The 24,533-nt window shown below is 45.9% G+C and carries 27 protein-coding genes; 17 read left to right on the top strand and 10 right to left on the bottom strand.

Annotation, left to right across the window (positions count from 1 at the left end; all coding sequences use genetic code 11):
• Positions 1 to 30: 30 nt before the first annotated feature.
• The 11 genes from VPNCDNU1_RS20330 to VPNCDNU1_RS20380 all read left to right on the top strand — a co-directional run bounded on the left by VPNCDNU1_RS20330 (position 31) and on the right by VPNCDNU1_RS20380 (position 9,227).
• A complete protein-coding gene (locus VPNCDNU1_RS20330; RefSeq protein WP_104402019.1) occupies positions 31 to 1,170 on the top strand; it encodes an ABC transporter substrate-binding protein in 1,140 nt (379 codons plus the stop codon).
• 20 nt (positions 1,171 to 1,190) lie between these two features.
• Positions 1,191 to 2,108, top strand: a complete 918-nt coding sequence (locus VPNCDNU1_RS20335; protein ID WP_104402063.1) for a branched-chain amino acid ABC transporter permease — start codon at positions 1,191 to 1,193, stop codon at positions 2,106 to 2,108.
• Entirely contained in the window at positions 2,105 to 3,121 is a 1,017-nt protein-coding gene (locus VPNCDNU1_RS20340; protein WP_104402020.1) for a branched-chain amino acid ABC transporter permease, read from the top strand. Before VPNCDNU1_RS20335 ends, VPNCDNU1_RS20340 begins: the two co-directional genes overlap by 4 nt.
• Positions 3,114 to 3,878, top strand: coding sequence for an ABC transporter ATP-binding protein (locus VPNCDNU1_RS20345; RefSeq protein ID WP_104402021.1), 765 nt, complete (start codon positions 3,114 to 3,116; stop codon positions 3,876 to 3,878). The genes VPNCDNU1_RS20340 and VPNCDNU1_RS20345 overlap by 8 nt, the downstream gene beginning before the upstream one ends.
• Position 3,879: 1 nt before the next feature.
• A complete protein-coding gene (locus tag VPNCDNU1_RS20350) occupies positions 3,880 to 4,569 on the top strand; it encodes an ABC transporter ATP-binding protein (protein ID WP_101115716.1) in 690 nt (229 codons plus the stop codon).
• A gap of 2 nt (positions 4,570 to 4,571) precedes the next feature.
• The gene (locus tag VPNCDNU1_RS20355; RefSeq protein ID WP_104402022.1) at positions 4,572 to 4,988 is read left to right on the top strand and encodes an acyl-CoA thioesterase; all 417 of its coding nucleotides are present in this window, start codon (positions 4,572 to 4,574) and stop codon (positions 4,986 to 4,988) included.
• A complete protein-coding gene (locus VPNCDNU1_RS20360; RefSeq protein ID WP_201797143.1) occupies positions 4,985 to 6,004 on the top strand; it encodes a carbon-nitrogen hydrolase family protein in 1,020 nt (339 codons plus the stop codon). Before VPNCDNU1_RS20355 ends, VPNCDNU1_RS20360 begins: the two co-directional genes overlap by 4 nt.
• Before the next feature lie 38 nt (positions 6,005 to 6,042).
• A complete protein-coding gene (locus VPNCDNU1_RS20365; RefSeq protein ID WP_104402023.1) occupies positions 6,043 to 7,185 on the top strand; it encodes a cupin domain-containing protein in 1,143 nt (380 codons plus the stop codon).
• A gap of 41 nt (positions 7,186 to 7,226) precedes the next feature.
• Complete coding sequence (locus VPNCDNU1_RS20370; RefSeq protein WP_104402024.1) at positions 7,227 to 8,150, top strand: fumarylacetoacetate hydrolase family protein; 924 nt, start codon at positions 7,227 to 7,229, stop codon at positions 8,148 to 8,150.
• Complete coding sequence (locus tag VPNCDNU1_RS20375) at positions 8,147 to 8,890, top strand: maleate cis-trans isomerase family protein (RefSeq protein ID WP_104402025.1); 744 nt, start codon at positions 8,147 to 8,149, stop codon at positions 8,888 to 8,890. Before VPNCDNU1_RS20370 ends, VPNCDNU1_RS20375 begins: the two co-directional genes overlap by 4 nt.
• A 64-nt stretch (positions 8,891 to 8,954) precedes the next feature.
• Positions 8,955 to 9,227, top strand: coding sequence for an Lrp/AsnC family transcriptional regulator (locus VPNCDNU1_RS20380; RefSeq protein WP_104402026.1), 273 nt, complete (start codon positions 8,955 to 8,957; stop codon positions 9,225 to 9,227).
• A 130-nt stretch (positions 9,228 to 9,357) separates the two neighbouring features.
• Here the strand turns inward: VPNCDNU1_RS20380 and purN are convergent, their stop codons facing one another.
• Both purN and purM read right to left on the bottom strand, forming a co-directional pair.
• Positions 9,358 to 9,996, bottom strand: a complete 639-nt coding sequence (purN, locus tag VPNCDNU1_RS20385; RefSeq protein ID WP_104402027.1) for a phosphoribosylglycinamide formyltransferase — start codon at positions 9,994 to 9,996, stop codon at positions 9,358 to 9,360.
• A 3-nt stretch (positions 9,997 to 9,999) separates the two neighbouring features.
• On the bottom strand, positions 10,000 to 11,040 hold the full coding sequence (purM, locus tag VPNCDNU1_RS20390; RefSeq protein ID WP_104402028.1) for a phosphoribosylformylglycinamidine cyclo-ligase: 1,041 nt from the start codon (positions 11,038 to 11,040) through the stop codon (positions 10,000 to 10,002).
• 248 nt (positions 11,041 to 11,288) lie between these two features.
• Here purM and upp point away from each other — a divergent pair, with 248 nt between their 5' ends.
• A complete protein-coding gene (gene upp, locus VPNCDNU1_RS20395) occupies positions 11,289 to 11,915 on the top strand; it encodes a uracil phosphoribosyltransferase (protein ID WP_104402029.1) in 627 nt (208 codons plus the stop codon).
• A 183-nt stretch (positions 11,916 to 12,098) separates the two neighbouring features.
• Here upp and VPNCDNU1_RS20400 read toward each other — a convergent pair whose 3' ends face one another.
• The 3 genes from VPNCDNU1_RS20400 to VPNCDNU1_RS20410 form a co-directional block, all read right to left on the bottom strand.
• Positions 12,099 to 13,484: a TRAP transporter large permease gene (locus VPNCDNU1_RS20400; protein WP_104402030.1), complete on the bottom strand. Its 1,386-nt coding sequence runs from the start codon at positions 13,482 to 13,484 to the stop codon at positions 12,099 to 12,101.
• Complete coding sequence (locus VPNCDNU1_RS20405) at positions 13,471 to 13,977, bottom strand: TRAP transporter small permease subunit (RefSeq protein ID WP_104402065.1); 507 nt, start codon at positions 13,975 to 13,977, stop codon at positions 13,471 to 13,473. The genes VPNCDNU1_RS20400 and VPNCDNU1_RS20405 overlap by 14 nt, the downstream gene beginning before the upstream one ends.
• Positions 13,978 to 14,088: 111 nt before the next feature.
• The gene (locus VPNCDNU1_RS20410) at positions 14,089 to 15,093 is read right to left on the bottom strand and encodes a TRAP transporter substrate-binding protein (RefSeq protein WP_237322445.1); all 1,005 of its coding nucleotides are present in this window, start codon (positions 15,091 to 15,093) and stop codon (positions 14,089 to 14,091) included.
• 214 nt (positions 15,094 to 15,307) lie between these two features.
• Here VPNCDNU1_RS20410 and VPNCDNU1_RS20415 point away from each other — a divergent pair, with 214 nt between their 5' ends.
• Positions 15,308 to 16,318, top strand: a complete 1,011-nt coding sequence (locus VPNCDNU1_RS20415) for a sensor histidine kinase (protein WP_104402031.1) — start codon at positions 15,308 to 15,310, stop codon at positions 16,316 to 16,318.
• Entirely contained in the window at positions 16,315 to 16,941 is a 627-nt protein-coding gene (locus VPNCDNU1_RS20420) for a response regulator (protein WP_104402032.1), read from the top strand. Before VPNCDNU1_RS20415 ends, VPNCDNU1_RS20420 begins: the two co-directional genes overlap by 4 nt.
• Positions 16,942 to 17,020: 79 nt before the next feature.
• Here the strand turns inward: VPNCDNU1_RS20420 and VPNCDNU1_RS20425 are convergent, their stop codons facing one another.
• A complete protein-coding gene (locus VPNCDNU1_RS20425; protein WP_104402033.1) occupies positions 17,021 to 18,274 on the bottom strand; it encodes a uracil-xanthine permease family protein in 1,254 nt (417 codons plus the stop codon).
• A gap of 207 nt (positions 18,275 to 18,481) precedes the next feature.
• Here VPNCDNU1_RS20425 and VPNCDNU1_RS20430 point away from each other — a divergent pair, with 207 nt between their 5' ends.
• The gene (locus tag VPNCDNU1_RS20430) at positions 18,482 to 19,822 is read left to right on the top strand and encodes a DUF2066 domain-containing protein (RefSeq protein WP_167404845.1); all 1,341 of its coding nucleotides are present in this window, start codon (positions 18,482 to 18,484) and stop codon (positions 19,820 to 19,822) included.
• Positions 19,823 to 20,006: 184 nt separating this feature from the next.
• Here VPNCDNU1_RS20430 and VPNCDNU1_RS20435 read toward each other — a convergent pair whose 3' ends face one another.
• From VPNCDNU1_RS20435 to VPNCDNU1_RS20450, 4 genes are all read right to left on the bottom strand, one after another.
• The gene (locus VPNCDNU1_RS20435; protein WP_104402035.1) at positions 20,007 to 20,423 is read right to left on the bottom strand and encodes a DUF2069 domain-containing protein; all 417 of its coding nucleotides are present in this window, start codon (positions 20,421 to 20,423) and stop codon (positions 20,007 to 20,009) included.
• A gap of 24 nt (positions 20,424 to 20,447) precedes the next feature.
• Positions 20,448 to 21,038, bottom strand: a complete 591-nt coding sequence (gene wrbA / locus VPNCDNU1_RS20440) for an NAD(P)H:quinone oxidoreductase (protein ID WP_104402036.1) — start codon at positions 21,036 to 21,038, stop codon at positions 20,448 to 20,450.
• A complete protein-coding gene (arsC, locus tag VPNCDNU1_RS20445) occupies positions 21,035 to 21,385 on the bottom strand; it encodes an arsenate reductase (glutaredoxin) (protein WP_104402037.1) in 351 nt (116 codons plus the stop codon). The genes wrbA and arsC overlap by 4 nt, the downstream gene beginning before the upstream one ends.
• Before the next feature lie 116 nt (positions 21,386 to 21,501).
• On the bottom strand, positions 21,502 to 22,959 hold the full coding sequence (locus VPNCDNU1_RS20450; RefSeq protein WP_104402038.1) for a beta-barrel assembly-enhancing protease: 1,458 nt from the start codon (positions 22,957 to 22,959) through the stop codon (positions 21,502 to 21,504).
• A 234-nt stretch (positions 22,960 to 23,193) separates the two neighbouring features.
• Here VPNCDNU1_RS20450 and VPNCDNU1_RS20455 point away from each other — a divergent pair, with 234 nt between their 5' ends.
• Positions 23,194 to 23,424: a sulfurtransferase TusA family protein gene (locus tag VPNCDNU1_RS20455; protein WP_104402039.1), complete on the top strand. Its 231-nt coding sequence runs from the start codon at positions 23,194 to 23,196 to the stop codon at positions 23,422 to 23,424.
• Entirely contained in the window at positions 23,424 to 24,500 is a 1,077-nt protein-coding gene (locus VPNCDNU1_RS20460) for an AI-2E family transporter (RefSeq protein ID WP_104402040.1), read from the top strand. The genes VPNCDNU1_RS20455 and VPNCDNU1_RS20460 overlap by 1 nt, the downstream gene beginning before the upstream one ends.
• Positions 24,501 to 24,533 lie beyond the last annotated feature (33 nt).

Raw genomic sequence — 24,533 nt, forward strand, 5'->3', positions numbered from 1 at the left:
CCATCTCGTGTGGTGGATAAGGACAATGCTATGAAATTAAAAATATATTTATCAATAGTGGTTTCGTTATTTTTTTCAATCTCGTCATCCTATGCGAATGAGCTCAAAGTGGGCTTGATTACTACGCTTTCAGGTGGTGGCGCAGCACTAGGTATTGATATTCGCGATGGGTTTCTATTAGGGATTGAACAAGCGGGCAAGGGTAATATTTCTGTTGTGGTCGAGGATGATCAGCGCAAGCCGGACATTGCCATCAAAGTCGCAGACAAAATGATTCAGTCCCATAAAGTGGATGTCTTAACTGGGATCGTTTTTTCCAATATTGCGATGGCGGTGATTCCAAGCAGCCTTTCTCAGAAGAAATTTTATATTTCGTCCAATGCGGGACCTTCTTTACTGGCAGGCAAACGCTGCCACAAAAACTATTTTAATGTCGCTTGGCAGAATGACAATTTGCATGAAGCAGCGGGCGCATTTGCGAATTCCAAACAGTACAAGAAAAGCTTCATTATGGCACCAAACTACCCTGCCGGCAGAGATGCACTGAACGGATACAAAAGATTGTACCGTGGTGAATTGGCGGGTGAGATAAAGACCAAGCTAGGGCAAACCGATTACGCCTCTGAAATCGCTCAAATTCGCGCATCGGGTGCAGATAGCGTGTATTTCTTTTTACCGGGCGGAATGGGAGTTTCTTTTCTTAAACAATATGCCGACAGCGGTGTTGGTATTCCTTTAATTGGTCCTGCGTTCAGTTTCGACCAAACCATTTTAGCGGCAGTGGGTAAAGCCGCGGTAGGAGTAAACAATACTTCTCAGTGGAACAAAGATCTTGATAACGAAGCGAACAAAGCGTTTGTTTCTTCGTTTAAGGAAAAGCACGGTCGATTGCCATCCCTTTATGCAAGCCAAGGATTCGACGCTGCAATCCTGCTATCCAACGTAAATGCCAAAGCGTCTATTTCCAACCCCGATCTCTTCCGAGCAGAACTAGAACAAGCGGACTTTTCTTCGGTCCGAGGGGCATTCAAATTTGGGCGTAACCATCACCCGATTCAAAACTACTTTGTGAGAGAAGTCGTGAAAGAAGGCGACATCTACACAAACAAAACGGTTGCCACGGTACTGACCGATCATGGAGATGCGTACTCTCCTGAGTGCAAGTTTTAGCCCAAGGTAAAGGTGAGAAGATGTCGTTACTCCTCATTATCGAGCAATTGTTAAACGGGATACAGCTCGGTGTCATGCTGTTTCTTGTCTCGTCGGGGCTGACCTTAGTGTTTGGCGTGATGGGGCTCATTAACTTGGCGCACGGTTCCCTTTATATGGTGGGCGCATTCGCTGCGGCTTATGTAGCAAGCATCACTGGGTCCTTTCTTGCTGGCATAGCAGCCAGTGTGATTGTTTCTGGGCTTGTTGGGGTTTTGGTGGAATTTACCGTCATGCGAAAACTGTATGCGCGCGACCACCTAGATCAAGTGCTGGCCACGTTTGCCCTCATCCTCATTTTCTCTGAAGGAACAAGGCTGATATTTGGGTCATTCCCCCTGTATCTATCGATACCCGATTATCTGTCGGGTCCGGTGACGCTTCCTGGAGGGATTAACTACTCGCTCTATCGTTTGGTGCTGATTGTTATAGGGTTGTGCATTGCCATTGGTATGCACCTTTTGATCAGTAAAACCAAGCTGGGTATCCAGATTCGAGCTGGGGAAAGTGATAGGGAAATGATCGCGTCTTTAGGGGTGAATATTTCCAAATTATACACCGTGATATTTGCTATTGGTGCCGCATTAGCTGGGCTTTCGGGTGCGCTAGTTGGGGCGATACAGTCTGTGCAAGTTGGCATGGGTGAACCTGTTTTGATTACCGCTTTTGTGGTCGTAGTGATTGGTGGGATCGGTTCAATAAAAGGGACGTTCTATGCCGCTATTTTAGTCGGTTTAGTGGATACCCTTGGGGGGTATTTACTGCCCATTATGTTCATCTCGCTTTTTGGTACACAAGCGCATGAAACGGGTGCCACCATCGCTTCGATGCTGGTGTATATCTTAATGGCTTTGGTATTGCTGTTTAAACCAACCGGTCTTTATGGAGCATCGCAATGATACGTTCTAATCCGTTTACATTGGTTAGCCCATTGTCTTCAACTTCTTTGAATGCACTGCTCTACCTGAGCCTTATTTGCATTGCTATTGTCGCGCATTGGGTGGGGGAAGTGTTTCTTATCACGCTGTCTACGCGAGTAGTTATCTTTGCGTTAGCAGGCATTGGTTTAAATATCGCTTTAGGGTATGGCGGGTTAGTCAGCCTTGGTCATGCGGCTTTCTTTGGGCTGGGCGGATATTCCATGGGTATTCTTGCCAGTCACGCACAAGACTATTTGCCGTTGTATGAAGGGGTGATAACCGTCTCAGGCACGCAGTCTATGCCGATTATCTGGCTTGTTGCTCTGATAAGCAGTGGGATTGCGGCGTTCGTGATTGGGCTGTTGTCTCTTAGAACCTCGGGCGTTTACTTCATTATGGTGACCCTAGCCTTTGGCCAGATGCTTTACCACTTTGCCATCAGTTGGTCTCGCTATGGCGGTGAAGATGGGCTGGTTATTTATACGAGAAACACCTTCCCTGGGCTGGATACGCTGGATCCTCTGCAATTTTTCCTCATTACTTTTGTCTTGCTTTCGGTCGTGCTGTATTTCACCGCTCGCCTAAGGTACTCGCCATTTGGCATGGTGTTGAAAGCGGTGCGACAAGCCCCCGGGCGGGTGGAAGCTGTTGGTGTTCACCCCTTTAAAGTTCGACTTATTGCTTTTGTGATTTCAGGGATGATCACGGGGTTGGCTGGTGCGTTGTATGCCGATTTAAACCGATTCGTGAGCCCTGAGATGTTCAGCTGGCAGCTGAGTGGTGAAATTATGATTTTCGTCATTTTAGGTGGTGTTGGGCGGTTATTTGGACCCGTCGCCGGAGCCGGAGTATTTGTCTTTTTAGAATACCTACTTGGTGGCTTAAGCGACTTCTGGCACATCTACTTGGGCGCGATTCTGCTGTTTGTCGTCCTGTTTGCTAAGGGCGGTATTGTGTCGATTCTGTCTAAGAAGGAGTCGGCTCATGAGTAATTCCGTTTTGTCTTTAACAGGACTATCGAAATCATTTGGAGCGCTAAAGGCGACGCAAAACGTGTCTTTAGACTTGGCTCCAAATGAGATACACGCCTTGATCGGTCCGAATGGTGCCGGAAAGTCCACTTTGATTAAGCAAATCGCGGGTGAGCTTCAACCCGACGAAGGGACAATTCATTTTTTAGGGCAGGACATCACCGCATTAGGCGTGGTGGAGAGAGCACGAATGGGGTTAGGAAGAAGCTTTCAAATCTCCTCGATTGTGCCGGAATTCACGGTGATGGAAAACATCCTGCTTGCTCTGAAAGGGCGTGAACGCGCCTGTTTTCATTTCTTTAAGCATTGGGAATCGGATCTTCACTTGAATGAACAAGCAGCGGAGTTTGCTGGAAAAACTAAGCTTCAGCAACGCATGTCAGTGCCTGCTGCAGAACTTGCACACGGAGAGCGCCGTCGTTTGGAGCTTTCAATGGCACTCGCTCTGAAACCCAAAGTGTTTCTGCTTGATGAACCCATGGCAGGCCTAGGGAGTGAGGGCGCATTGGAAATGACGGAATTGCTGTCGGAGTTGAAATTTGATGCTCCAATTCTACTTGTCGAACACGACATGGACGCCGTTTTCGCGTTAGCAGATTCCATCAGTGTGCTGGTGTATGGCGAGGTCATCGCAAAAGGCACAGTGGATGAAATTCGATCACACCCTGATGTTCGCCGAGCTTATCTGGGCGAGGAATCTGCAGAGGAAGGAGCATGACATGAATTTACTCACAGTCTCTGGATTACAAGCCTCTTATGGTCCGTCCAAAGCTTTGTTTGGTGTCGATTTAACCGTTGATAAAGGAGAAGTCGTCGCATTGATGGGGCGTAACGGTATGGGGAAAAGCACAACCGTTAAATCCATTTGCCGAATGCTGACGGATACCCAAGGCGAAATACGCTTTCTCGATCGCTCTTTGCATTCGATGGCGTCTTTTGAAGCTGTCCGGTTAGGCATTGGATTAGTGCCAGAAGGGCGACGCTGCTTCCCCAGTTTAACGGTGCATGAAAACCTCATTGTTGCTTCCCGCGCCGGGTATTGGGACTTCAACAAAGTAGGCGAGCTGTTTCCACGCCTTTTAGAGCGAGAGCACCAGCCTTGCAAAACACTGTCGGGTGGGGAGCAGCAAATGGTCGCGATAGGCCGAGCGCTAATGACCAACCCAAAATTGTTGATTTTGGATGAGGCAACAGAAGGTCTTGCCCCCATTGTTCGCCAAGAAATATGGGGAGCGATTAAAGCGCTCAAAGACAAGTCAGACATGGCCATCCTCATCATAGATAAATCGATAAAAGAGCTATCGACCATCACTGATCGTGCCGTGATTTTAGAGCGAGGAAAGAGCGTGTGGGAAGGTCGTTTAGACATGCTCGATGACGAAACCTTAAATGAACGCTTAGGGGTATAACGATGACTTATATTGTGAAACAGAAAGTCCTTTTCAAGCACTGCGATCCCGCTGGCATTGTCTTTTATCCTCGATACTTTGAGATGATCAATGATGTCGTTGAGATGTTTTTCGCTGAAGCGTTATTGATGCCATTCGAAGAATTGCTCAAAACAGGTGGGCTGCCTACCGCCGAAATCTGTACTCGTTTTCATTCGCCGAGCAGGCACGGAGAATACTTACATATTTCTCTAGAACCTAAGCGCCTTGGGCACTCCAGTATGGATGTGGATGTGAAAGCGATTTGCGAAAGTGAAGAGCGATTTTCGTCATCACTCACATTGGTCAATGTTGATTCAAACGGCAAGTCCTGTGAATGGAGTGGAGCAATACGAGAAAAAATCGTGTCGCTGATGTCGACGGAAATGGAGGAGGCATGATGAAAGAGTTTCCAAAATTTAGAGCCGCTGCTGTGCAAACAAGCCCCGTTTTCCTCGATGCCGAGGGCACGGTAGAAAAAGCTGCTCAGCTGATCGCCGAAGCGTCAGACAATGGCGCAAAGCTGATCGTGTTTCCCGAGTCCTTTGTACCCGGATACCCATATTGGAATTGGATTACTGATCCGGTTTCGGGCAGTGAGTGGTTCGAAAAGCTCATCAAAGCGTCCATTTTTGTTCCCGGACCTGAAATCGATGTGGTTTGCGCTGCTGCCGCTGCGGCTAATGCTTACGTGGTGATTGGCGTCAACGAGCGATCAAAAACATCGCTCGGCACCTTATACAACACATTGGTGTTTATTGACCCTCAAGGTCAGATCATGGGGAAACATCGTAAGCTGGTTCCTACATGGGCTGAAAAACTCACTTGGACGGGCGGCGACGGTTCTAGCTTAACGGTTTACGACACCGATATTGGTCCCTTAGGTGGTCTTGCGTGCGGTGAAAACACCAATACGTTAGCGCGATACAGTTTATTGGCTCAAGGTGAATTGGTGCATACCGCCAGCTACATTTCGCTTCCGGTCGCCCCCCCTGATTACGACATGGCGGAAGCCATCAAGCTCAGAGCGATGTCGCATTCCTTCGAAGGCAAGGTGTTTACCGTTGTTTCTACTTCAACCATCTCAGAAGAAATCATCAATGAGATGGAGAAAGTTCGTCCCGATGCTCGCCAGTTAATGGAACGGAAATCCAGCTGTTATTCCGGTGTTATTGGTCCTGATGGCAGGGCGGTAGGCGATGAGTTGATCGATGAAGAAGGCATTGCGTATGCCGACATCGACCTAGCGCGCTGTATTCAACCCAAGCAAATGCACGACATCGTTGGGCATTACAACCGGTTTGACATTTTCCAGCTCACGATCAACCAAGCAAAGCAGCAGCCGATTTTTCAATCTGATATTCAAGAGTTAGCCAAAGATGATCCTACCGAAACATTGACCACTCAAGGTTCTTAGTTGATACGGGGTAGGACAGAAGATATAGGGTGATAGATATGAATAACTTTAAAGAAAGCTTAGACAGTAACCAAGATCGAACGGATGACCAATTGGGTAGGTCGAGAGTGACAGATAGTGATGCGTTAGAGGCTTACTATTCCGAATTAGATGGGCAGAACACCGGTGCATTTTGGAAAGTCGCCAACAATATAGAACCGTGGGAACCCAAAGCGTTATCTGAGCCTGTGGTTTGGAAAAATGAAGAACTGCGAAAACTGGTCTTGAAATCAATTGATTTGGTCAGCCCAGAAGACGCCGGAAGACGCGTGGTGTACTTGAAAAACCCCAAGCGTACCGAAGTGAGTGCGGCTTGTGGCTGGTTGTTTTCTGGTTTGCAAGTGATGCAACCGGGAGAAAGAGCTGGGGCACATAAACACGCGGCATCAGCTTTAAGGTTCATCATGGAAGGAAAAGGGGCCTATACCATTGTTGATGGTCACAAAATAGACCTTGGGGCGCGTGATTTTGTCATTACACCGAATGGAACATGGCACGAGCATGGTGTTGCTGAAGATGGCGAAACCAGTATGTGGCAAGACGGGTTAGATATCCCGCTAACCAATGTGTTGGAATCCAATTTTTATGCCGTTCACCCTGAGGGCTATCAAACAGTTGATCTGCCAAAAAATGACAGCCCACTCACCTATGGAGCACCGGGTTTACGACCCGAGTTGGACAAGTGGGATAAACCCTATTCGCCACTCATGAAATATTCATGGGACCAGAGCTATGAAGCGTTACTGAATTATTCAAAAGTGACCGATGGCTCACCATACGATGGGGTCATGATGCGTTATATGAACCCTCTAAATGGAGACGATCCGATGCTTACTATGGGAGCAAGCCTACAACTTTTGCGACCATCGGAGCACACCAAAGCACATCGCCATACAGGCAACATTATTTACCAAGTGGCTAAGGGTTCTGGGTATTCCATCATCAATGGACAACGATTCGATTGGAAAGAGAAAGACATTTTCTGTATCCCGACATGGATGTGGCATGAGCACGTCAATACATCGTCTTCTGAAGATGCTTGTCTTTTTTCTTTCAATGATTTACCGACGATCAGGAAACTAGGGTTTTATGTCGAGCAAGGCTTGGTCGACAACAATGGGCATCAGGTTGTGGTGGCCTAATTTCCGTTTTTTGTCAGTTCAAATAACTAAAGGATGAGTAAATGAAACTTATAACGTACAGAAATGGGCACCAAGGTGAAGCCCGATTGGGTGTGGTTCTAGATAACATGGTGGTGGATGTCGAAAAGTTGGGAAGCGCAGTCGGTCAAACCTTCCCCAACTCTATGCTTGAATTGATCGACCAAGGCCTAGATGGCTTAGCGGCGATAACTCGAGCGTTAGAAGAAACACAGGCAAACCGCCCTAATGGAATAGCCACCGCAGAAGAAAATGTCACGGTATTGGCTCCTATTCCGAAACCAAGAAAAAACATTTTTGGTATCGGCTTAAATTACGTGGAGCATGTTGCTGAATCGGCAAAGTCGTTGGACACGTCAAAAGATCTACCTGACAAGCCAGTTGTGTTTTCTAAGCCACCGACCAGCGTGATCGCCACTGGTGAATCTATTCAACATAACGCAGCAATGACTCAGCAATTGGATTGGGAAGTGGAATTAGCGGTCATTATCGGTAAGCGCGCCACGCGAATTAAAAAAGAAGATGCCATGGCTCACGTATTTGGTTACACCGTAATCAATGATGTTTCTGCTCGTGATAATCGCAGAGCTGGTCAATGGATCTTCTCCAAAGGTCAGGATTCTTATGCGCCGATGGGACCGTGTATTGTGACGGCGGATTCAATCGAAGATCCGCATAATCTCGACTTATGGCTAACCAAAAACGGCGAGGAAAAGCAGCGTTCGAACACCCAGCATTTGCTGTTTGATATCCCCACGCTCATTGCCGATATCTCAACGGGTATCACCCTAGAACCTGGGGATATCATCGCAACGGGAACACCTTCAGGAGTAGGGGCTGGTCGTGAACCTCAAGAGTGGATGTGGCCTGGTGACGTAATTGAGTGTGGTGTCGATGGAATCGGGGTGATTAGAAACCCTGTAGTCAACATTGGGGCGCAGTCATGAGTCGAACATTCAAAATTGGGCAAATTGTGCCCAGTTCTAACCTCACGATGGAGCGTGAAATTCCAGCTATGTTGCGAGCAAGGGAAGAGGTGTTTCCTGAGAGGTTTTCGTTTCATTCTAGCCGAATGAGAATGAAGCATGTCACGCCAGAAGAACTTAAATCCATGGACAGCGACAGCGACCGATGTGCATTAGAGTTGTCGGACGCGGATGTGGATGTTATGGGTTACGCCTGCCTTGTTGCCATTATGGCGCAAGGCAATGGTTACCATAGGGAAAGCCAGAAAAGGTTGCATGAAGTGACTCAATCTAACGGCTACCCGACACCAGTGGTGAGTTCAGCAGGTGCGCTGGTGGATTGTTTGAAATTAATGAATGCCAAACGGATTTCGTTGATTACCCCATATATGAAACCGCTCACTCAATTGGTTTGTGATTACATCGAGTACGAAGGCATTGAAGTGCACGATTCTGTGTCGCTCGAAATCCCCAGCAATTTAGAAGTTGCAGCCCAAGACCCTATGAATCTGGTCGAGATATATAAGCGGTTAGATCTGACGGGCATTGATGTATTGGTTTTGTCTGCTTGCGTTCAAATGCCTTCATTGGCAGCAATACAAGCCGTGGAAGATGAATGTGGGATACCTGTCATCTCTGCCGCGGTTGCAACCACGCATCAGATTCTGACTACTCTAGGGTTGGAGGCTAAGGTGCCCAACTGTGGAAAGCTACTGTCTTGAGTTTACTTGGGTGTATACAACATCAAGATGTCGCTACTACGGATAACAGATAGGAGAAAATCCCATGTTAACGTCAATTATTTTTTTCAATGTTGAGCGAGATAAAATAAACGCCGTCGCGGAGCAGCTCGCGGGTTTAAAAGAAATGTCGGAAGTCTTTTCTGTAAGTGGTGCTTTTGATTTGATTGCGATTGTTCGAGTAGATAAAGCAGATGATCTGTCTCGGCTTGTAACAGAAGAGATGATCAAAATAGAAGGCATCACCAAAACCGATACCATGTTGGCCTTCAAAGCGTATTCTCGGCACGATCTCGAAAGCATGTTCAGTTTTGATTGAGCTTATGTTAAAGCTTTATCAAAAATATCTGCCGATAACAAAAAAGGTGACCGAGTGGTCACCTTTTTTCTATCAAGTATTTTCGAATAAACACTTTCGAACAAACATTGCCAACAAACATGTTAGCAATTTATTCTTCCGCGTAGCCATTCTCGCTTAGGATATGACCATCCAAAACCGCTTTACCGTCTTGCATTGCTAATCTGTTGGTTACAAACCATTGAGCAACTAATGGGTAGATACGGTGTTCCTGAGTTTGGATACGCTCTGCTAAAGCTTCCGCTGAATCGCTTTCGAATACAGGGACTTTTGCTTGCAAAATAACCGGTCCGCCATCTAGCTCTTCTGTAACGAAGTGAACACTGGTTCCATGTTCCTCATCGCCAGCATCTATTGCACGTTGATGAGTATTTAAACCCGGGTACTTCGGCAGAAGAGATGGGTGAATGTTGATCATCTTACCCATATAGTGACGAACAAATCCTTCACTCAGAATACGCATGTAGCCAGCAAGAATGATTAAGTCGGGCTGGTATTGGTCGATTTCGCCCATTAGCGCTAAATCGAATGCCTCACGCGACTCAAAATCTTTGTGGCTGACAGCGCGGGCATCAATCCCGCTGCGTTTTGCTCGTTCCAATCCGTAAGCGTCAGCTTTGTTAGAAAAAACGGCGCTGACTTTTCCTTCAATGCTTCCATTTTCACAGGCGTCAATAACTGCCTGTAAGTTACTGCCATTTCCGGAAATTAAGACAACGATATTTTTCATGGCTTAGCGAATCTCTACTTGCTCTTCACCAGCTGCTGCTGATGCAATTTCACCGATAACCCAAGCGTTTTCGCCTTCTGCTTTAAGCAGTTCAACTGCCGCTGCTGCTTGCTCTTTTGGTAGAGCAACAATCAGACCAACACCACAGTTGAAGGTACGGTACATTTCATGAGTTTCAACGTTGCCTTTCTCTTGTAGCCAAGAGAAAATTGCCGGCCATTCCCAGCTGTTGCCATCGACAACCGCTTTTGTGCCTTCAGGAAGAACGCGTGGGATGTTTTCCCAGAAACCACCACCTGTGATGTGCGAGATCGCGTGAATATCGTGCTCCGCAATCATCTTAAGTGCTGATTTAATGTAAATTTTCGTTGGTTCAAGCAGTTGCTCACCAATAGTACGTCCGTTTAGCTCTTCGCTTAAATCCGCTTCAGAAACTTCAAGAATCTTACGAACTAGAGAGTAACCGTTTGAGTGAGGACCACTAGAGCCTACCGCGATAAGTGCATCGCCAGCGGCAACTTTAGTGCCGTCGATCACTTCAGACTTTTCTACAACACCGACACAGAAGCCAGCGACGTCGTAGTCTTCGCCTTCGTACATGCCTGGCATTTCAGCGGTTTCACCACCGATTAGCGCACAGCCTGCTTGAATACAGCCTTCACCAATACCAGCAACTACGTCTGCTGCAGTATCAACATCTAGCTTGCCTGTTGCGTAGTAATCAAGGAAGAAAAGAGGTTCTGCACCCTGAACGATAAGATCGTTCACACACATTGCAACCAAGTCGATACCAATGGTGTCGTGTTTTTTCATATCCAATGCTAGGCGAAGTTTCGTGCCTACGCCGTCTGTTCCAGACACTAGCAGTGGTTCATTGTATTTAGTTGGTAATTCGCATAGTGCGCCAAAGCCACCAATACCGCCCATTACTTCAGGACGACGAGTGCGCTTTACCACACCTTTAATTCGGTCTACCAGAGCATTACCAGCATCAATATCTACACCAGCGTCTTTATAACTTAGAGAAGAGTTGTTACCACTCACGGGGATGTCCTCGTCATAGGTTGGATGTGAAAAACGGCGCTATTCTAACAGGGGTTGAAAAGAAAAGGAAAACGTTTGCGCAGTTTTTTTTCTTCGCGTTTTTGTCTCTCAAATCAAGCCACGTAAAGGCTGGGTACTTATTGTTTTTACAGTCAGTTAGCTAGGCAAGTAAAAGGTCTGCAACTCTGTAACTATTCCGACCAGTTAGGTATAATCTGAAAGTTTATTAAAATTTGCTGGAGTTGGAAATGAAAGTTGTTGAAGTAAAGCACCCATTAGTTAAACACAAACTGGGCTTAATGCGAGAAGGTGACATCAGCACTAAACGTTTTCGTGAGCTTGCGACTGAAGTAGGTAGCCTACTTACTTATGAAGCCACCGCGGATTTCGAAATGGAACGTGTGACAATTGAAGGTTGGAACGGTCCTGTTGAAGTGGATCAAATCAAAGGCAAAAAAGTAACGGTTGTGCCAATCCTTCGTGCTGGTCTAGGCATGATGGATGGTGTTTTGGAGCACATGCCAAGTGCACGTATCAGCGTTGTTGGTATCTACCGTGATGAAGAAACACTCGAACCGGTACCGTACTTCAACAAACTGGCGTCAAATATTGATGAGCGTATTGCTTTAGTGGTTGACCCAATGCTGGCGACTGGCGGCTCGATGATTGCGACTATTGATCTTTTGAAAGAAAAAGGCTGTAAGTCGATTAAGGTACTTGTGCTGGTTGCTGCACCTGAAGGTGTAGAAGCATTGAAAAAAGCACATCCAGATGTGGAGCTATACACAGCCGCGATTGATGAAAAACTTAACGACAAAGGCTACATCGTTCCTGGGCTTGGTGATGCAGGCGATAAGATTTTTGGCACTAAGTAACTAAGTAACTAAGTAACCGTACCGTTTATTAACTCTTTTCTAGAGAAAAAATACCCAGGCTAAATGGTTAGCCTGGGTTTCCTACAAAGCGCACTAATCAACGCAGTGCAAATTGGAGATATGAGTCGAAGAAGTCCCCCCTTCTTTCTATTTATTATCATTCGGCTACAAGCAATAATCCGTTTAGTTATAGGCGATAGACGGCAACCACAGCGCGATACTCGGCCAGAATAAAATCAGCAACAACGCTAAAAGTTGCAACAGAATAAATGGTATTACCCCTTTATATATATCCGACAGTTGTATCTCTGGTGGACACACTCCTTTCAAGTAAAACAGTGCGAATCCAACCGGTGGCGTTAGGAAACTGGTTTGCAACGTCATGGCGACAAGCATGACAAACCAAACCGTTGTTGGGTCATCGATGCCAGCAAATTGACCAATGTTCAGATCCAATCCCGCAACAACCGGCGCCAACAACGGCAAAATGATCAGCGTGATTTCAATCCAATCAAGAAAAAAGCCCAGTAGAAACACCATCAAGAGGATGAAAGCGATAATGCCATAGGGACCAAAGGGGAGCTGTTGAAAAATACTTTCAATAAATTCATCCCCTCCTAATTCTCGCAAGACCAGTGAAAAGCAGGTCGCCCCAATGAAAATGGCAAAGATGTAAGCCGTGGTTTTATAGCTTTCAATGGTGACTTCTTTCAGTATTTTGAGGGAAAACCGTTTGTAGTATATAGCCAGTAAGGTTGCTCCAGCCGCACCAACTCCGGATGCTTCTGTCGGCGTCGCAATACCTGCAAATATGGACCCTAACACCGCAAGAATGAGCAGCAACGTGGGTATGATTGCTTTGACGACTTGCCAAATAATTTTTAAGGATACTTTTTCAGCGGTATCCGGTAACGGCAGTGCATTGGGTTTTAGCACCCCCGAAATGAGGAGATAGAATATATACATTGCCCCAAGAGCAAGCCCCGGAAAAACCGCCGCCATGAACAAATCACCAACCGATAACCCCAATTGATCCGCCATGATGACCAACATGATAGATGGAGGAAGTAATATTCCAAGGCAACCAGAAGAAGCGATGGTTCCGAGCGCCAAAGGCTTACTGTAGCCTTGTTTGAGCATGGAAGGCAGGGCCATCATTGCGAGCAGCACCACCGAAGCCCCAATGATTCCGGTTGATGCGGCTAAGATAATGCCAATAGAAACGACGGTAATCGCTAAGCCACCATGTACTTTTCCAAACATCGCTTGCATAGAGAACATCAGCCGATCAGCTACCCCAGACTTGTCCAGCATATTCCCCATGAAGATGAACATGGGCAAGGCGACTAGGATCCAGTTATCCATGATCTTATATAGGCGGTTAACTAAAAGTCCGAGCGTTTGAAAGTCGAGTCCCGTGATGGTGTCTAGGTACAGATCTGAGAAATACGCCAGACCGCCAAATATAATGCCAATTCCACCTAGCACCCACGCCACTGGGATACCTAAAAAAAGCAAAAGGATAAAGCTGCCAAACATGCTTATGATGAGAATTTCATTGATTTCCACGGTTGGCCCCTTTTCGGATTGTGGCAAACGAGCGAATCACCTTAGAAAGCCCCGCAAGTGCGAGTAATGAGAAGGCTAGCGGGATGGTCAATTTAATGAGCCAACGAAAAGGCAGCCCAGATGGGGCGTTAGAGCGTTCGCTGACCCTCCATGACTCATAAACAAAATCGATAGAATGAAGGAACACAACCAGAATAAATGGCATAAGAAACAAGACGACACTAACAATCTCTATCCAAGCTTTAGCCTTGGCGCTGAAGCGATGATAAAAAATGTCAACGCGGACATGTGAATTGGTTATTTCGGCGTATGCGAGACCAAACAACACGCCAATGGCGTACAAATGCCACTGAAATTCCTCTAGCGCGATCAAGCCATGGGAAAACCCTTTTCGAAGAATAACCTGAGTTAAAATGACCAAGACTAAACCTACGTAAACCCAAGCAATGCCATGGCTTACTTTTCTTATAAACGCATCCATTCTGTCGGCCATTGGAGCAGGTGCGTTAATGTGAGTACGATTCAAAACGACGAACCTTTCTGAAAAACGGAAGAAATCACTCAAGCCACACAAGTGCGGCTTGAGTGTACTTTTCGATGGGGATTACTCTCCCGTTCTCGGCAAAAACGCTTTGTCAGACCAGACTTTGTAATTCGCACGGAACTGAGTCAGATCCGTCCACACTTTGTTGAAGAAGGCATCTTTCTTCTGTTCTTCAACGACTTCGAGCCATGTGCTTTCGAACAGGTTCAACATGTCGTCGTTCCAATAAAGTTGTTTCACGCCGTTTTCCTGAGCTTTAATCATTGCGTCATATTGCAGTGACTCACCTTCAGCCATGGAGTAGGTCATGGATGCCATACAAACGGTTTCAACAGACGATTGTTGATCGCTGTCCATTTTGTTCCATGTGTCTTTGTTGATCAGGAGTTCCCATACTGTCGACTGTTGGTGCCAACCAGGGAAGTAGTTGTATTTCACGATTTTATGGAAGCCCAATCGGTGGTCGATGGCAGGCTGTGAAAACTCGGTGGCATCAATGGCACCCTTCTCAAGTGCCCCGAAAATCTCACCACCTGGCAGTTGAACGGTGCTGACACCTAGCTTCTCCATGATTTGTGCGCCCAACCCAAAGAAGCGCATATTGAGACCTTTCAGATCTTCCGGTTTGTTTATGGGTTTCGCGAACCAGCCAGAGGTTTCTGGTGAGTTGATCGCACAGGGGAGTACTTTGACGTTGTATCCGGCTTGGTCGTACATTTCTTGATAAAGCTTGTTACCGTTACCGAAATACAGCCACGCCATGTATTCAGGGGCTTCAGGACCAAAAGGTACGGCAGAAAACAACGGAGCAGCTGGAATCTTCCCTTTCCAGTAACCCGCGGTGGTATAGCCTGCATTTACTTTACCGGAAGAAACCGCATCTAAGATTTCATTGGCTGCGACTAATTTTCCCGGTTCATAAATCTTCATTTTTACGGTGCCACCTGAGGCAATGGGCAATTGCTTGGATACCCATTTCATGGGGGTGCCGAGTGCTGGTAAGTGAGTGCCAATAGCCAGTGGGGTTTTCAGTAGAACTTTATCTGCGTGGGCAGGTAATGCCATAAACGTGGCTGTCACTGCCAATGCAATGGCCGATTTTCCGATGTGCTTTTTCATTCTTCACTCCTTGAATTAGGCGATTTTTTCGCCTTGCATGCCATGTCTTGGTTTTTATGTTACGAATATGTAAATATTTATTAAATTCGTAAGACAGCGTAATTTGTAGACGTACATTCATGGATGAAATGTACGCAGTACTACGTACAGGACGTGAAAAATGACAGAAGAAGAAAATCGATTTAAGCAGAGAACGATTGTTCTTTCTCAGATACCGATATTGCTGATGTTGATTTACATTTTGGCGCACATCTACACCGAAACCGATCCGCTGTTCACGCAAGAGTATTCGGATAAAGTTGCCAGAGCCGTTCAAGAGGAAATGGCTGAAGACATCTATGTAAACAGTGAATTCAAATCCATTTCACCAGTTCAAAAACACGAATTGGATTCCTTCCTATTGGAGCTTTCCATTTTCATCTTCTTGACGTGCGTATTGGTTGCTGGGTGGGTCAGTGTGGTACACATCAACCGAAGTGAGCTCGCGAATAAACAGCTTGTGTTACTCAACAAACAACTCATCGATATGCAGGAAGAGGAGCGAGCACGAGTTTCTCGCGAGTTACACGATGGAATCAATCAGATTTTAGTGTCCACCAAAATGCGGTTTGAAAATATCGAAAACGCCAATCCAAATGATCAAATCTTAATGCAAACGGACTTAGGTCGAAAAAGTGTCGATTTAGCGATGGACGAAATTCGCCGCATTGCAAAAGCGCTTCGCCCCGCTGTACTAGACGATTTTGGGTTGGTGGTTGCTATTGAAAATTTGGCTAAGGAATGCCGAACCCGTTCAGGCATTGATGTGGTTTTCGAACACCAGATAGATGAAAGCCTTTGTTCTCGTAATGTCGAACACGCGCTCTATCGAGTGGCTCAAGAAGCCATTCACAATGCAGAGAAGTACGCAAAATCGAATGCGATCGATATCGTCCTCCAAGAAGAGAAATCTCAAATTATTTTCACAGTAGCGGATGACGGTAAAGGGTTTGACCTATCGGATGTAGAAAATCGAAATAAAACCATTGAATCAGGTATGGGGCTGACCAACATCCGTAAACGAATAGAATTAATTGGTGGGCAACTAGAAGTGAACAGCGACCCGGATGACGGAACGGAAATTCGGGTGACCTTTGCGATTTCGATGGACGATGAAAGGAGCGAAGTATGACTACGATTGTATTAGCGGATGATCATACGTTGCTCCAAGACGCATTAGTTGAGCGTTTACGTCGTGAGGAACAATTTTCAATTGTCGGCACCGCTGAGAATGGGGTGGAAGCGGTTGAAGTGACGTTGGAAAAAGAACCAGATATTTTGATTACCGACATTTCAATGGAAAAAATGACGGGCATCGAAGTGCTCGAAACCCTCAATAAGCAAGGTGTCAATTCAAAAGTGGTCATTCTGAGCATGCACAAAGAAGAAGAATACGTCATGTCGGCTATTAAATGTGGAGCGAGTGGCTACATATGCAAAGACATTTCTTCGAATGAACTGATTAAAGCGCTAGAAGTGATTGCGAGTGGTGGGACGTTCTTTAGCAAAGGCATTTCAGAGCAACTCTTTCAAGCATTCAGTCAACATGACGACCAGGTAAATACGCAACTAACCCCGCGAGAAAAGGACGTTTTGCTGTTGATTGCGGAAGGGGAGTGTAACAAATCTGTCGCTAATACCCTGTGCATTAGCGTCCGAACGGTTGAAACACACCGATTGCGAGTGAAAAAGAAACTGAACATAAAAACAACGGCGGGATTAGTGAAATACTGTTTAAGTCAGGGGTGGTTATAGAGTCTCTACCTTTGGTAAAACTCTGAAGTAAATAGAGGCAGTCATTTATTACTGCCTCCATTTGTTATCAGATGCTTGGCTATTTACTTGTTTCTTCTTCCATCTGAGCGTTATCTACGACATGAGATTCACCCATGTCTTTAGGTAAAATTAGATTTAACGCAATGGCCACGATACCGCATAAGCTCACGCCTTGTAAGCTGAACTCACCAATCCCGAAAGCCATTCCGCCAATACCAAAGACTAGCGTCACCGCGACAATCACGAGGTTTCGGGATTTGTGGAGATCAACATGATTTTTAATCAGTGTATTTAAGCCTACAGTGGCGATGGAGCCGAACAATAAAATCATAATGCCACCCATTACAGGGACAGGGATGGTTTGTAGCAGCGCACCAAGCTTCCCTACGAGTGCGAGAATAATAGCTGTTACTGCCGCCCATGTCATGATGACAGGGTTGTAAGATTTGGTCAGCATAACCGCGCCAGTGACTTCGCTGTATGTCGTGTTGGGTGGAGCGCCCACCATCGATGCGGCCATTGTTGCGACGCCGTCCCCAGCAATGGTGCGGTGAAGCCCTGGCTTCTTGAGGTAGTCTTTCCCAGTCACATTGGAAATCGCGAGCATGTCACCAACGTGTTCAACTGCTGGAGCAATGGCGACAGGGATCATAAAAAGAATCGCGTTAATGTTGAATTCTGGCGTCGTGAAATTGGGAAGGGAAAGCCAGCTTGCTTGAGCAACGGGCGTAAAGTCGACAATTCCGTACAGTAAGCTGAGCGAATACCCGACAGCGATGCCTCCAAAAATAGGCAGCAACTTTAAGAAGCCCTTGGCAAAAACACTGATAGCAATGGTGGTGGCTAGAGACGCAGAAGCGATAATAAGGGCGGTATTGCCATCGATAAGCTGAACCGCCCCATCGCCCGTTTTTCCTAAAGCCATGTTGACCGCGACTGGCGCAAGCCCCAGCCCAATCACCATTATGACCGGGCCAACAACGACGGGGGGTAACAGCTTATGGACGATTCCAACGCCCCGCAGTTTGATCACCGCTCCTAATGCAACGTAAACCAAGCCTGCACACATAAGCCCACCCATGGTGGAAGCAATCCCCCACGTTTGTACGCCATACATGATAGGAGCGATAAACGCGAAAGAGGATGCAAGGAAAATCGGAACGGTGCGACGAGTTATAAATTGGAATAAAAGGGTGCCTACGCCAGCGCCGAATAGAGCCACACTAGGGTCGAGCCCAGTGAGTAAGGGGACGAGCACGAGTGCGCCAAATGCAACAAAGAGCATTTGGGTACCTTGGAGTATTTGAGTCATGATTCTCTTCCATTTTTAAAATTTGCAGGATTTTATCACTAAGAAAACGATTGCTTTGATAAATAGGTCAAAAAATGTCTATAGATCTCGTATGCAGAGATAATTATTCCAGTGAAGGGGGATGTCACTGTATTCGCGATGTTTCCTTGCCCCAACATTGAGAGTTGCTTATCATTTGAGGTTCATTCACGTTGTGACAGAGAATTTATGAATCGGATAGCTTGTTTGTTGTTGAGTTTGCTGGCTTTTCCTGGCTTTGCTTTAACTAAAGTGGACGTATTCCAATCTGAAATTGTATTGACGGAAGAAGAAAATGCAGAGGATCTTGCGAAAGCCCAAGGATTAGAGCAGGTTCTTATTAAGGCATCTGGACAAAAAGCCGTTGCCAGTAATCCGGTTATCGAAAAAGCGAAAAAGAGCACGGGTCCTTATCTTTCTCAAATTAGCTTCGGGCAATTAGATGGGCAAGAAACGTTAAAAGTAGCTTTTAGTCCAAGACAAGTTCAGGGGTTATTGACTCAGGCGGGCTTACCATATTGGTCTGAAAATCGCGCTTCCATTTTAATGTGGATTATTGAAGAAGATCGCTATGAACGCCAAATAGTGTGGGAGCAGAGTGGATCTAACGTTACTAAACTGTTGAACCAGTATGCCGATTCTCGAGGCTTACCCATTACTGTCCCAGTTGGTGACTTTGATGATGTTACAGGGATCTCCGCACCAGAAATTTGGGGGGGCTTTGTTGAACCAATCAGTAAAGCCAGCTCACGTTACCCTGCGGATGCGGTTTTGGTTCTAAGAGTGCAACACTTAAGCTCTGGTAGAGCATCTGTGCGTTGGACTCTATTCGACCAATCACCAGAGCAGATGCTTGGTTCTCAACAGTCTCCTATGTCGGGGCAGGAGCGTGGTGAATTTAATTCTACGCTTCAATCGGTAGTAGATAGCATCAGCGATTACTTTGCGAGTAAAAGTGCGGTTCAGGTTTCGGATGTGTCGACAGAAAGCGTGACAGTTCAATTTTTAGACGTTAAAGGTTCACGTGATTTCTTCCAACTGGAGTCTTTGTTTGAAGGTTTGAACTCGGTTGCGTCGACAGAGATCTTAAAAATCAAAGGTAACGATGTCACTTTTAAAGTCAATTTGCTTGCTCCAGTTGTGGATTTTCAGCGTGAATTAGAAAACTTTAAACAAGTGAGAGCGTTCACATTGGATGCTTACGTTGAAAATCAAGAAGAGCAAATTGTTGAAAGTACGCCTGTAGAATCTACCGACCCACAAACAGCTGAGCCTGAGCTTATCGCATCCGAATTCGCTGCTGAAGACATGGTGGAAACAGACGTTACTACAGGTGAAACCGTAGAGCAGTTAGTCAGTGCTGAGCCTTCAGTTGAAGGGGATATTTCAGAAATCCCTGTACAAACGGGCGATACAGCGGTTGAAGAGTCGGCAACAGTTGATGGCGTTTCAAACATCAAAGCTGAAGTAATCGAAGAAGCGGCTCCTGAAGAAAAAGCGGACTTGGTGTATGAGTGGCTTGGTCTTTAAGCGGTAGGTTAGTGAATTTTGATACTTAAAAATTATTAGCCCCTAAATGGATAAATAGTTCTTAAGAGAAGTACGCACACACAAGAAGTACACGTATATAGAAGAAGAGCTGCCGATTGGCAGCTCTTCTTCTTTTTTCCGATAATTGAATTATTGATTATTCAAGTATTAACTCTTCAAATCTCTACTGCTCAAAACGTGCTTTTTCTTGTTTCTCTACTTCAGAAAGCTTCGTGAGTTTTAGACCTAATTCTTTCCCTCTTTGCCGCGCATAAAGGGTGTTTCCAACAAAGGCAATAGTGGTTAATAAAAGCTCCACTACCGCAAGCCATCGCTCGCCTTCATTGACATACAAAATGGTAAGCGCATGCAGAAAATACAACATCAACACAAAATTAGCCCACGCGTGCGTGTAGGGTTTACCTGCTAAAATACCCGGTAAGGGCAGCAGTAATGGGACACACCATGCAAGCGCTAATGTAAGGCTATTGATATGAGGGTGAGGAGATAGGCTGATTTGCCATAAAGCAACCCAGCCTAAAAGACCAATGTTTCCAGCTAACGCTAAGTATCGATACTTAATAGATTGAGATTCCGTCATACAGAGTCCTTAGGGCGGTTAACCCTAGCTTTTCAGTTTTTTTGCACACTCTGCCAGACGCTTTCCAAGAGCAAAAGCTAACTGCCCTTCATCTGACTGATTTGATTGTATCTGACTACCAATAGTGGATGCACCATAAGGAGTACCACCTTGTGATGTCGTGTGCAAAGCGGGCTCAGAATAAGGAATACCCAATAGCATCATGCCGTGATGAAACAACGGAAGCATCATGCTTTGAAGTGTGGTTTCTTGACCGCCGTGCATGGAAGAGGAAGACGTAAATACGCAAGCTGGCTTATCTATAAGGTCGCCACCTACCCAAAGAGGGGTTGAGGTGTCCCAGAAATGTTTGAGTGGTGCCGCCATGTTTCCAAACCAAACTGGGCTGCCCATCGCAAGCCCATCACATGTTTTTAACTCGTCAAGCGTGAGAATAGGATCGTCTGGTGCTGCTGCGAGCTTACCTGAATTGACGGAACTGTCTGAAATTTCATTGACCGTTCGGATCAGCGCTTCACACTGTTCAACAGAGGCAATGCCACGGGCAATCTGGCGAGCCAGCTTTTTGGTGCTTCCGTGGCGGCTGTAATAAAGGACAACAACCTTTATGCTCATAAAATTTCCAGAACCTGTTCTGGTGGTCGGCCAAGACGAGCAGCGCCGCCTTTAATGACAATAGGGCGCTCAATCAATTTAGGGTTGGCGACCATAGCTTCAAAGAGCTGTTCATCAGTGAGGGATTCATCACTTAAACTCAATTCTTTGTATATCGCCTCTTTGGTTCGCATCATATCTCGTACGGAACTCAAACCCAGCTGTGCGTAAACGGTTTTCAGTTGATCAACACTTAAAGGGGTGTCCAGATACTTGATGACTTCTGGTGCAATGCCTTTTTCTTCAAGCAAAGCTAGTGTTTGTCGGCTTTTTGAGCAGCGAGGGTTATGATAAATCGATACTGACATGGGGATTCCTTATTAACTTTTTATTTTGCACACGGTTTGAGCTAACAGACGGTGAGTTCTCAGGCTGTGGTGCTTATCTTTTCTAAGTGCCTATGTTTTCTAAGTGCCTATCTTTTCTAATTTTGAAGGGCGTAAAAGCGATCGCGTTGCAGCCCTAGTTGGTCAATTCTCGCATCATATCGCGCCTGTTTTAGGCTTCCAAGCTCTACCAGTTTACTGGCTTCGGCATAGAAACTGATGGCTTGCTTCCAATCCGCTTTTAAAGCAAAAATCTCGCCTCGCGCCGCTGCCTCTTCGTCTCGTTTGCCTTGCTGACCGGTAGAATCCGCAAGCATTGCCCAGCCGTTCACGTCTTCTGGGTGAGTATGGGTGTAACGTTGTAAAAGCCGAGTCGCTTCATCGTATCTTTCGCTTTCAACTAACAAGTTAGCGTAGTTGATTTCAAGTACGGGGTTATTCGGCTTTTTATCTAATGCTTTTTTTAGCATAGCGAGCCCTTTATCGTATTCTTTTTTATATAAATACAAGTCTGAAAGCGCGTCTAGGTAAAAATTGTTGTTTGGATCTTGTTTGTCTAACTGCACTAACAGCGTTTCTGCTTCATCCAGTTTTTTCATATCGAGCAATGCGAGGGCTTTACCGTATTTCAATGTCGGTACGATATCTCGATGTGCTTTTTTGAGCCTTCTGTCCATCCAATCAATAGCTGCTTCACTATCGATGCCAGCGTGCCGTGCGATGATACGTGCTCTGGCTAGGTTGTATTCAATGGATGGTCCCAATCGATTTGGAGGCATGCTCTGTGCTCTTGCGCGCGAATCTGTAATTCGGTCTTCAGGCAATGGGTGCGTCAGCAGCATTGGAGGTGGCTTGCTCACATAACGAAACTCATCCGCCAATCGACCAAAAAATTGTGGCATGGCTTGAGGGTCGAAACCGGCTTTAGACATGGTGACAATACCAAAGCGATCAGCTTCTTTTTCATTAGAGCGAGTGTAGTTAATTTGACTTTGAATCATCCCTGCTTGAGTGGCTGCAATCGCGGCTATACCCGCTTGAGGTGCGGCAACGGCAAGTAACAAAGAACCCACTAACGCAGCGATGGTAGCCGGAGAACGACGAGCTTGGTCTTCCATTGCTCTCGCTAGGTGGCGCTGAGTAATATGTGCGATTTCATGAGCAAGTACAGAAGCCAATTCGCTTTCTGTTTGCGCATGTAGGAACAGCCCAGAATGGAGCGCAACGTATCCACCAAAAAAGGCAAAGGCGTTGATGTCTCTATCTTGGATAAGGAAGAAATTAAACGGCGTTTTTACATCATTAGCATTAGCAACGAGTTGATGACCAATGGTACTAATGTACTCGTTTAACACTGGATCATGTACGATGGGTTGGCTTCTGCGCAACATGCGCATGTAAGCATCGCCATACAACGATTCCTGATCGATCGTCAGTGTCGAGGCAGCAGCCGTTCCTATATCTGGTAATTCATACCCCGAATTCTGCGCCAGAGTTGGCTGACTCAGAAGAGCGGCCATGCTGAGGCAAAGGGTTGAACGAGTAAATTTAAACATTCTGCTCCATTACATTGTCATTTTTATGTCGTATCGTGTAATTGGACTGTTGAACACAGATATGGTTCGCCTATCAATTTTTGATTGCTATTTATTTCATCAATGGGCGCAGTTTAAAACATAAAGAGCTCAAACATTTCGGTATGATCATCTCCACTTCTGCGAATGAAGTGGGAGACCATAGGTCCAAATGCTATTACAATACAGGCACAATAGTAAGTATTGGTGCTAAGAATGAACAGCTACACGCTTGATTTATGTGAAGAACGCTGCCCAATGGCGTTGCTTCTAGCGAAGCGTCACGCAGCAAGCTTAAAAGAGAAAGAAACCTTGGTCATTCAAGTACATGATAAAAGCTCAATACAAGATATGTTACGATACTTTTCTTCATCCCTCTTTTCGGTCCATTTGGAAGAGAATGAGTGTGTGTCCACTTTAACCGTAGTAAGAGAGAGCGATTCCTAATGTTCGATATGGTCAGCCGCTGGTACAAGCGACGTTTTTCCGACCCTCACGCAGTAAGCTTGGTTGCCATCCTTCTGTTTGGCTTTGCCACCATCTACTTTTTCGGACATTTAATTGCGCCGCTTTTAGTCGCAATAGTGATTGCTTACTTGCTTGAATGGCCGGTAATGCAAATGATCCGTTTGGGGCTGCCTCGTGCGGCGGCAGTGCCTATTGTGGTGTTGGCTTTTCTAGGTCTTATGCTAATGGCTGTTTTTGGTTTAATGCCAACCATATGGAGCCAAGTAGGTAACTTGATTAACGATATCCCTAATATGTATAACGGTCTTCAAGGGTTTATTGCTTCAATTCCTGAAAAGTACCCAGAACTAGCTAACCTTCAAATTGTCGAATCCATTGTTTCGAATGCGAAGAACAAAGTTCTTGGCTTAGGTGAAAGCGTGGTGAAAGGTTCACTGGCTTCACTTGTAAGCATTGCAACACTTGCGGTTTATCTTATCTTAGTGCCCTTATTGGTGTTCTTTTTGTTGAAAGACAAAGCAGAAATGATGTCGATGTTGAGTGGCTTTCTGCCTGAAAATCGACGTTTAGCGACCAAAGTTTGGCGCGAGATGAACCAACAAATTTCGAATTACATTCGCGGAAAGGTGATGGAAATCTTAATTGTTGGTGGTGTCAGCTATGTAACATTTGCCATTCTAGATTTGAGATATTCCGTTTTGCTAGCGGTTGCGGTGGGCTTGTCTGTGCTGATTCCTTATATCGGTGCAGCGGCAGTTACTGTACCAGTGGCCATTGTCGGGTTATTCCAGTGGGGGTTAACACCACAGTTTTACTGGCTTCTTGTTGCGTATGGCATCATTCAAGCGCTTGATGGTAACGTACTGGTTCCAGTGCTGTTTTCTGAAGCGGTGAACCTGCACCCAGTGGCGATTATTGTTTCGGTGCTGGTGTTTGGTGGGCTGTGGGGTTTTTGGGGAGTATTCTTCGCCATTCCTTTAGCAACGTTGGTGAAAGCCGTCATTAACGCGCTGCCCAATACGGAATCAAAAGTTCCAATACCTAATTCCGATTAGCTTGAGCACAAATATAGAAAAGACCTCTGATAT

It is taken from the genome of Vibrio penaeicida (assembly GCF_002933855.1).
Classification (GTDB): domain Bacteria; phylum Pseudomonadota; class Gammaproteobacteria; order Enterobacterales; family Vibrionaceae; genus Vibrio; species Vibrio penaeicida_A.

Coding starts and splice junctions, on each gene's coding strand:
- VPNCDNU1_RS20425 (WP_104402033.1), bottom strand. CDS start 18,274: ATGACTCAAATACTCCAAGGTACCCAAATGCTCTTTGTTGCATTTGGC.
- VPNCDNU1_RS20460 (WP_104402040.1), top strand. CDS start 23,424: ATGTTCGATATGGTCAGCCGCTGGTACAAGCGACGTTTTTCCGACCCT.
- VPNCDNU1_RS20335 (WP_104402063.1), top strand. CDS start 1,191: ATGTCGTTACTCCTCATTATCGAGCAATTGTTAAACGGGATACAGCTC.
- wrbA (WP_104402036.1), bottom strand. CDS start 21,038: ATGAGCATAAAGGTTGTTGTCCTTTATTACAGCCGCCACGGAAGCACC.
- upp (WP_104402029.1), top strand. CDS start 11,289: ATGAAAGTTGTTGAAGTAAAGCACCCATTAGTTAAACACAAACTGGGC.
- purN (WP_104402027.1), bottom strand. CDS start 9,996: ATGAAAAATATCGTTGTCTTAATTTCCGGAAATGGCAGTAACTTACAG.
- VPNCDNU1_RS20345 (WP_104402021.1), top strand. CDS start 3,114: ATGAGTAATTCCGTTTTGTCTTTAACAGGACTATCGAAATCATTTGGA.
- VPNCDNU1_RS20450 (WP_104402038.1), bottom strand. CDS start 22,959: ATGTTTAAATTTACTCGTTCAACCCTTTGCCTCAGCATGGCCGCTCTT.
- VPNCDNU1_RS20355 (WP_104402022.1), top strand. CDS start 4,572: ATGACTTATATTGTGAAACAGAAAGTCCTTTTCAAGCACTGCGATCCC.
- VPNCDNU1_RS20455 (WP_104402039.1), top strand. CDS start 23,194: ATGAACAGCTACACGCTTGATTTATGTGAAGAACGCTGCCCAATGGCG.
- VPNCDNU1_RS20365 (WP_104402023.1), top strand. CDS start 6,043: ATGAATAACTTTAAAGAAAGCTTAGACAGTAACCAAGATCGAACGGAT.
- VPNCDNU1_RS20435 (WP_104402035.1), bottom strand. CDS start 20,423: ATGACGGAATCTCAATCTATTAAGTATCGATACTTAGCGTTAGCTGGA.
- VPNCDNU1_RS20350 (WP_101115716.1), top strand. CDS start 3,880: ATGAATTTACTCACAGTCTCTGGATTACAAGCCTCTTATGGTCCGTCC.
- VPNCDNU1_RS20340 (WP_104402020.1), top strand. CDS start 2,105: ATGATACGTTCTAATCCGTTTACATTGGTTAGCCCATTGTCTTCAACT.
- VPNCDNU1_RS20380 (WP_104402026.1), top strand. CDS start 8,955: ATGTTAACGTCAATTATTTTTTTCAATGTTGAGCGAGATAAAATAAAC.
- VPNCDNU1_RS20360 (WP_201797143.1), top strand. CDS start 4,985: ATGATGAAAGAGTTTCCAAAATTTAGAGCCGCTGCTGTGCAAACAAGC.
- VPNCDNU1_RS20330 (WP_104402019.1), top strand. CDS start 31: ATGAAATTAAAAATATATTTATCAATAGTGGTTTCGTTATTTTTTTCA.
- VPNCDNU1_RS20420 (WP_104402032.1), top strand. CDS start 16,315: ATGACTACGATTGTATTAGCGGATGATCATACGTTGCTCCAAGACGCA.
- VPNCDNU1_RS20415 (WP_104402031.1), top strand. CDS start 15,308: ATGACAGAAGAAGAAAATCGATTTAAGCAGAGAACGATTGTTCTTTCT.
- VPNCDNU1_RS20410 (WP_237322445.1), bottom strand. CDS start 15,093: ATGGCATTACCTGCCCACGCAGATAAAGTTCTACTGAAAACCCCACTG.
- arsC (WP_104402037.1), bottom strand. CDS start 21,385: ATGTCAGTATCGATTTATCATAACCCTCGCTGCTCAAAAAGCCGACAA.
- VPNCDNU1_RS20370 (WP_104402024.1), top strand. CDS start 7,227: ATGAAACTTATAACGTACAGAAATGGGCACCAAGGTGAAGCCCGATTG.
- VPNCDNU1_RS20375 (WP_104402025.1), top strand. CDS start 8,147: ATGAGTCGAACATTCAAAATTGGGCAAATTGTGCCCAGTTCTAACCTC.
- VPNCDNU1_RS20405 (WP_104402065.1), bottom strand. CDS start 13,977: ATGGCCGACAGAATGGATGCGTTTATAAGAAAAGTAAGCCATGGCATT.
- VPNCDNU1_RS20430 (WP_167404845.1), top strand. CDS start 18,482: ATGAATCGGATAGCTTGTTTGTTGTTGAGTTTGCTGGCTTTTCCTGGC.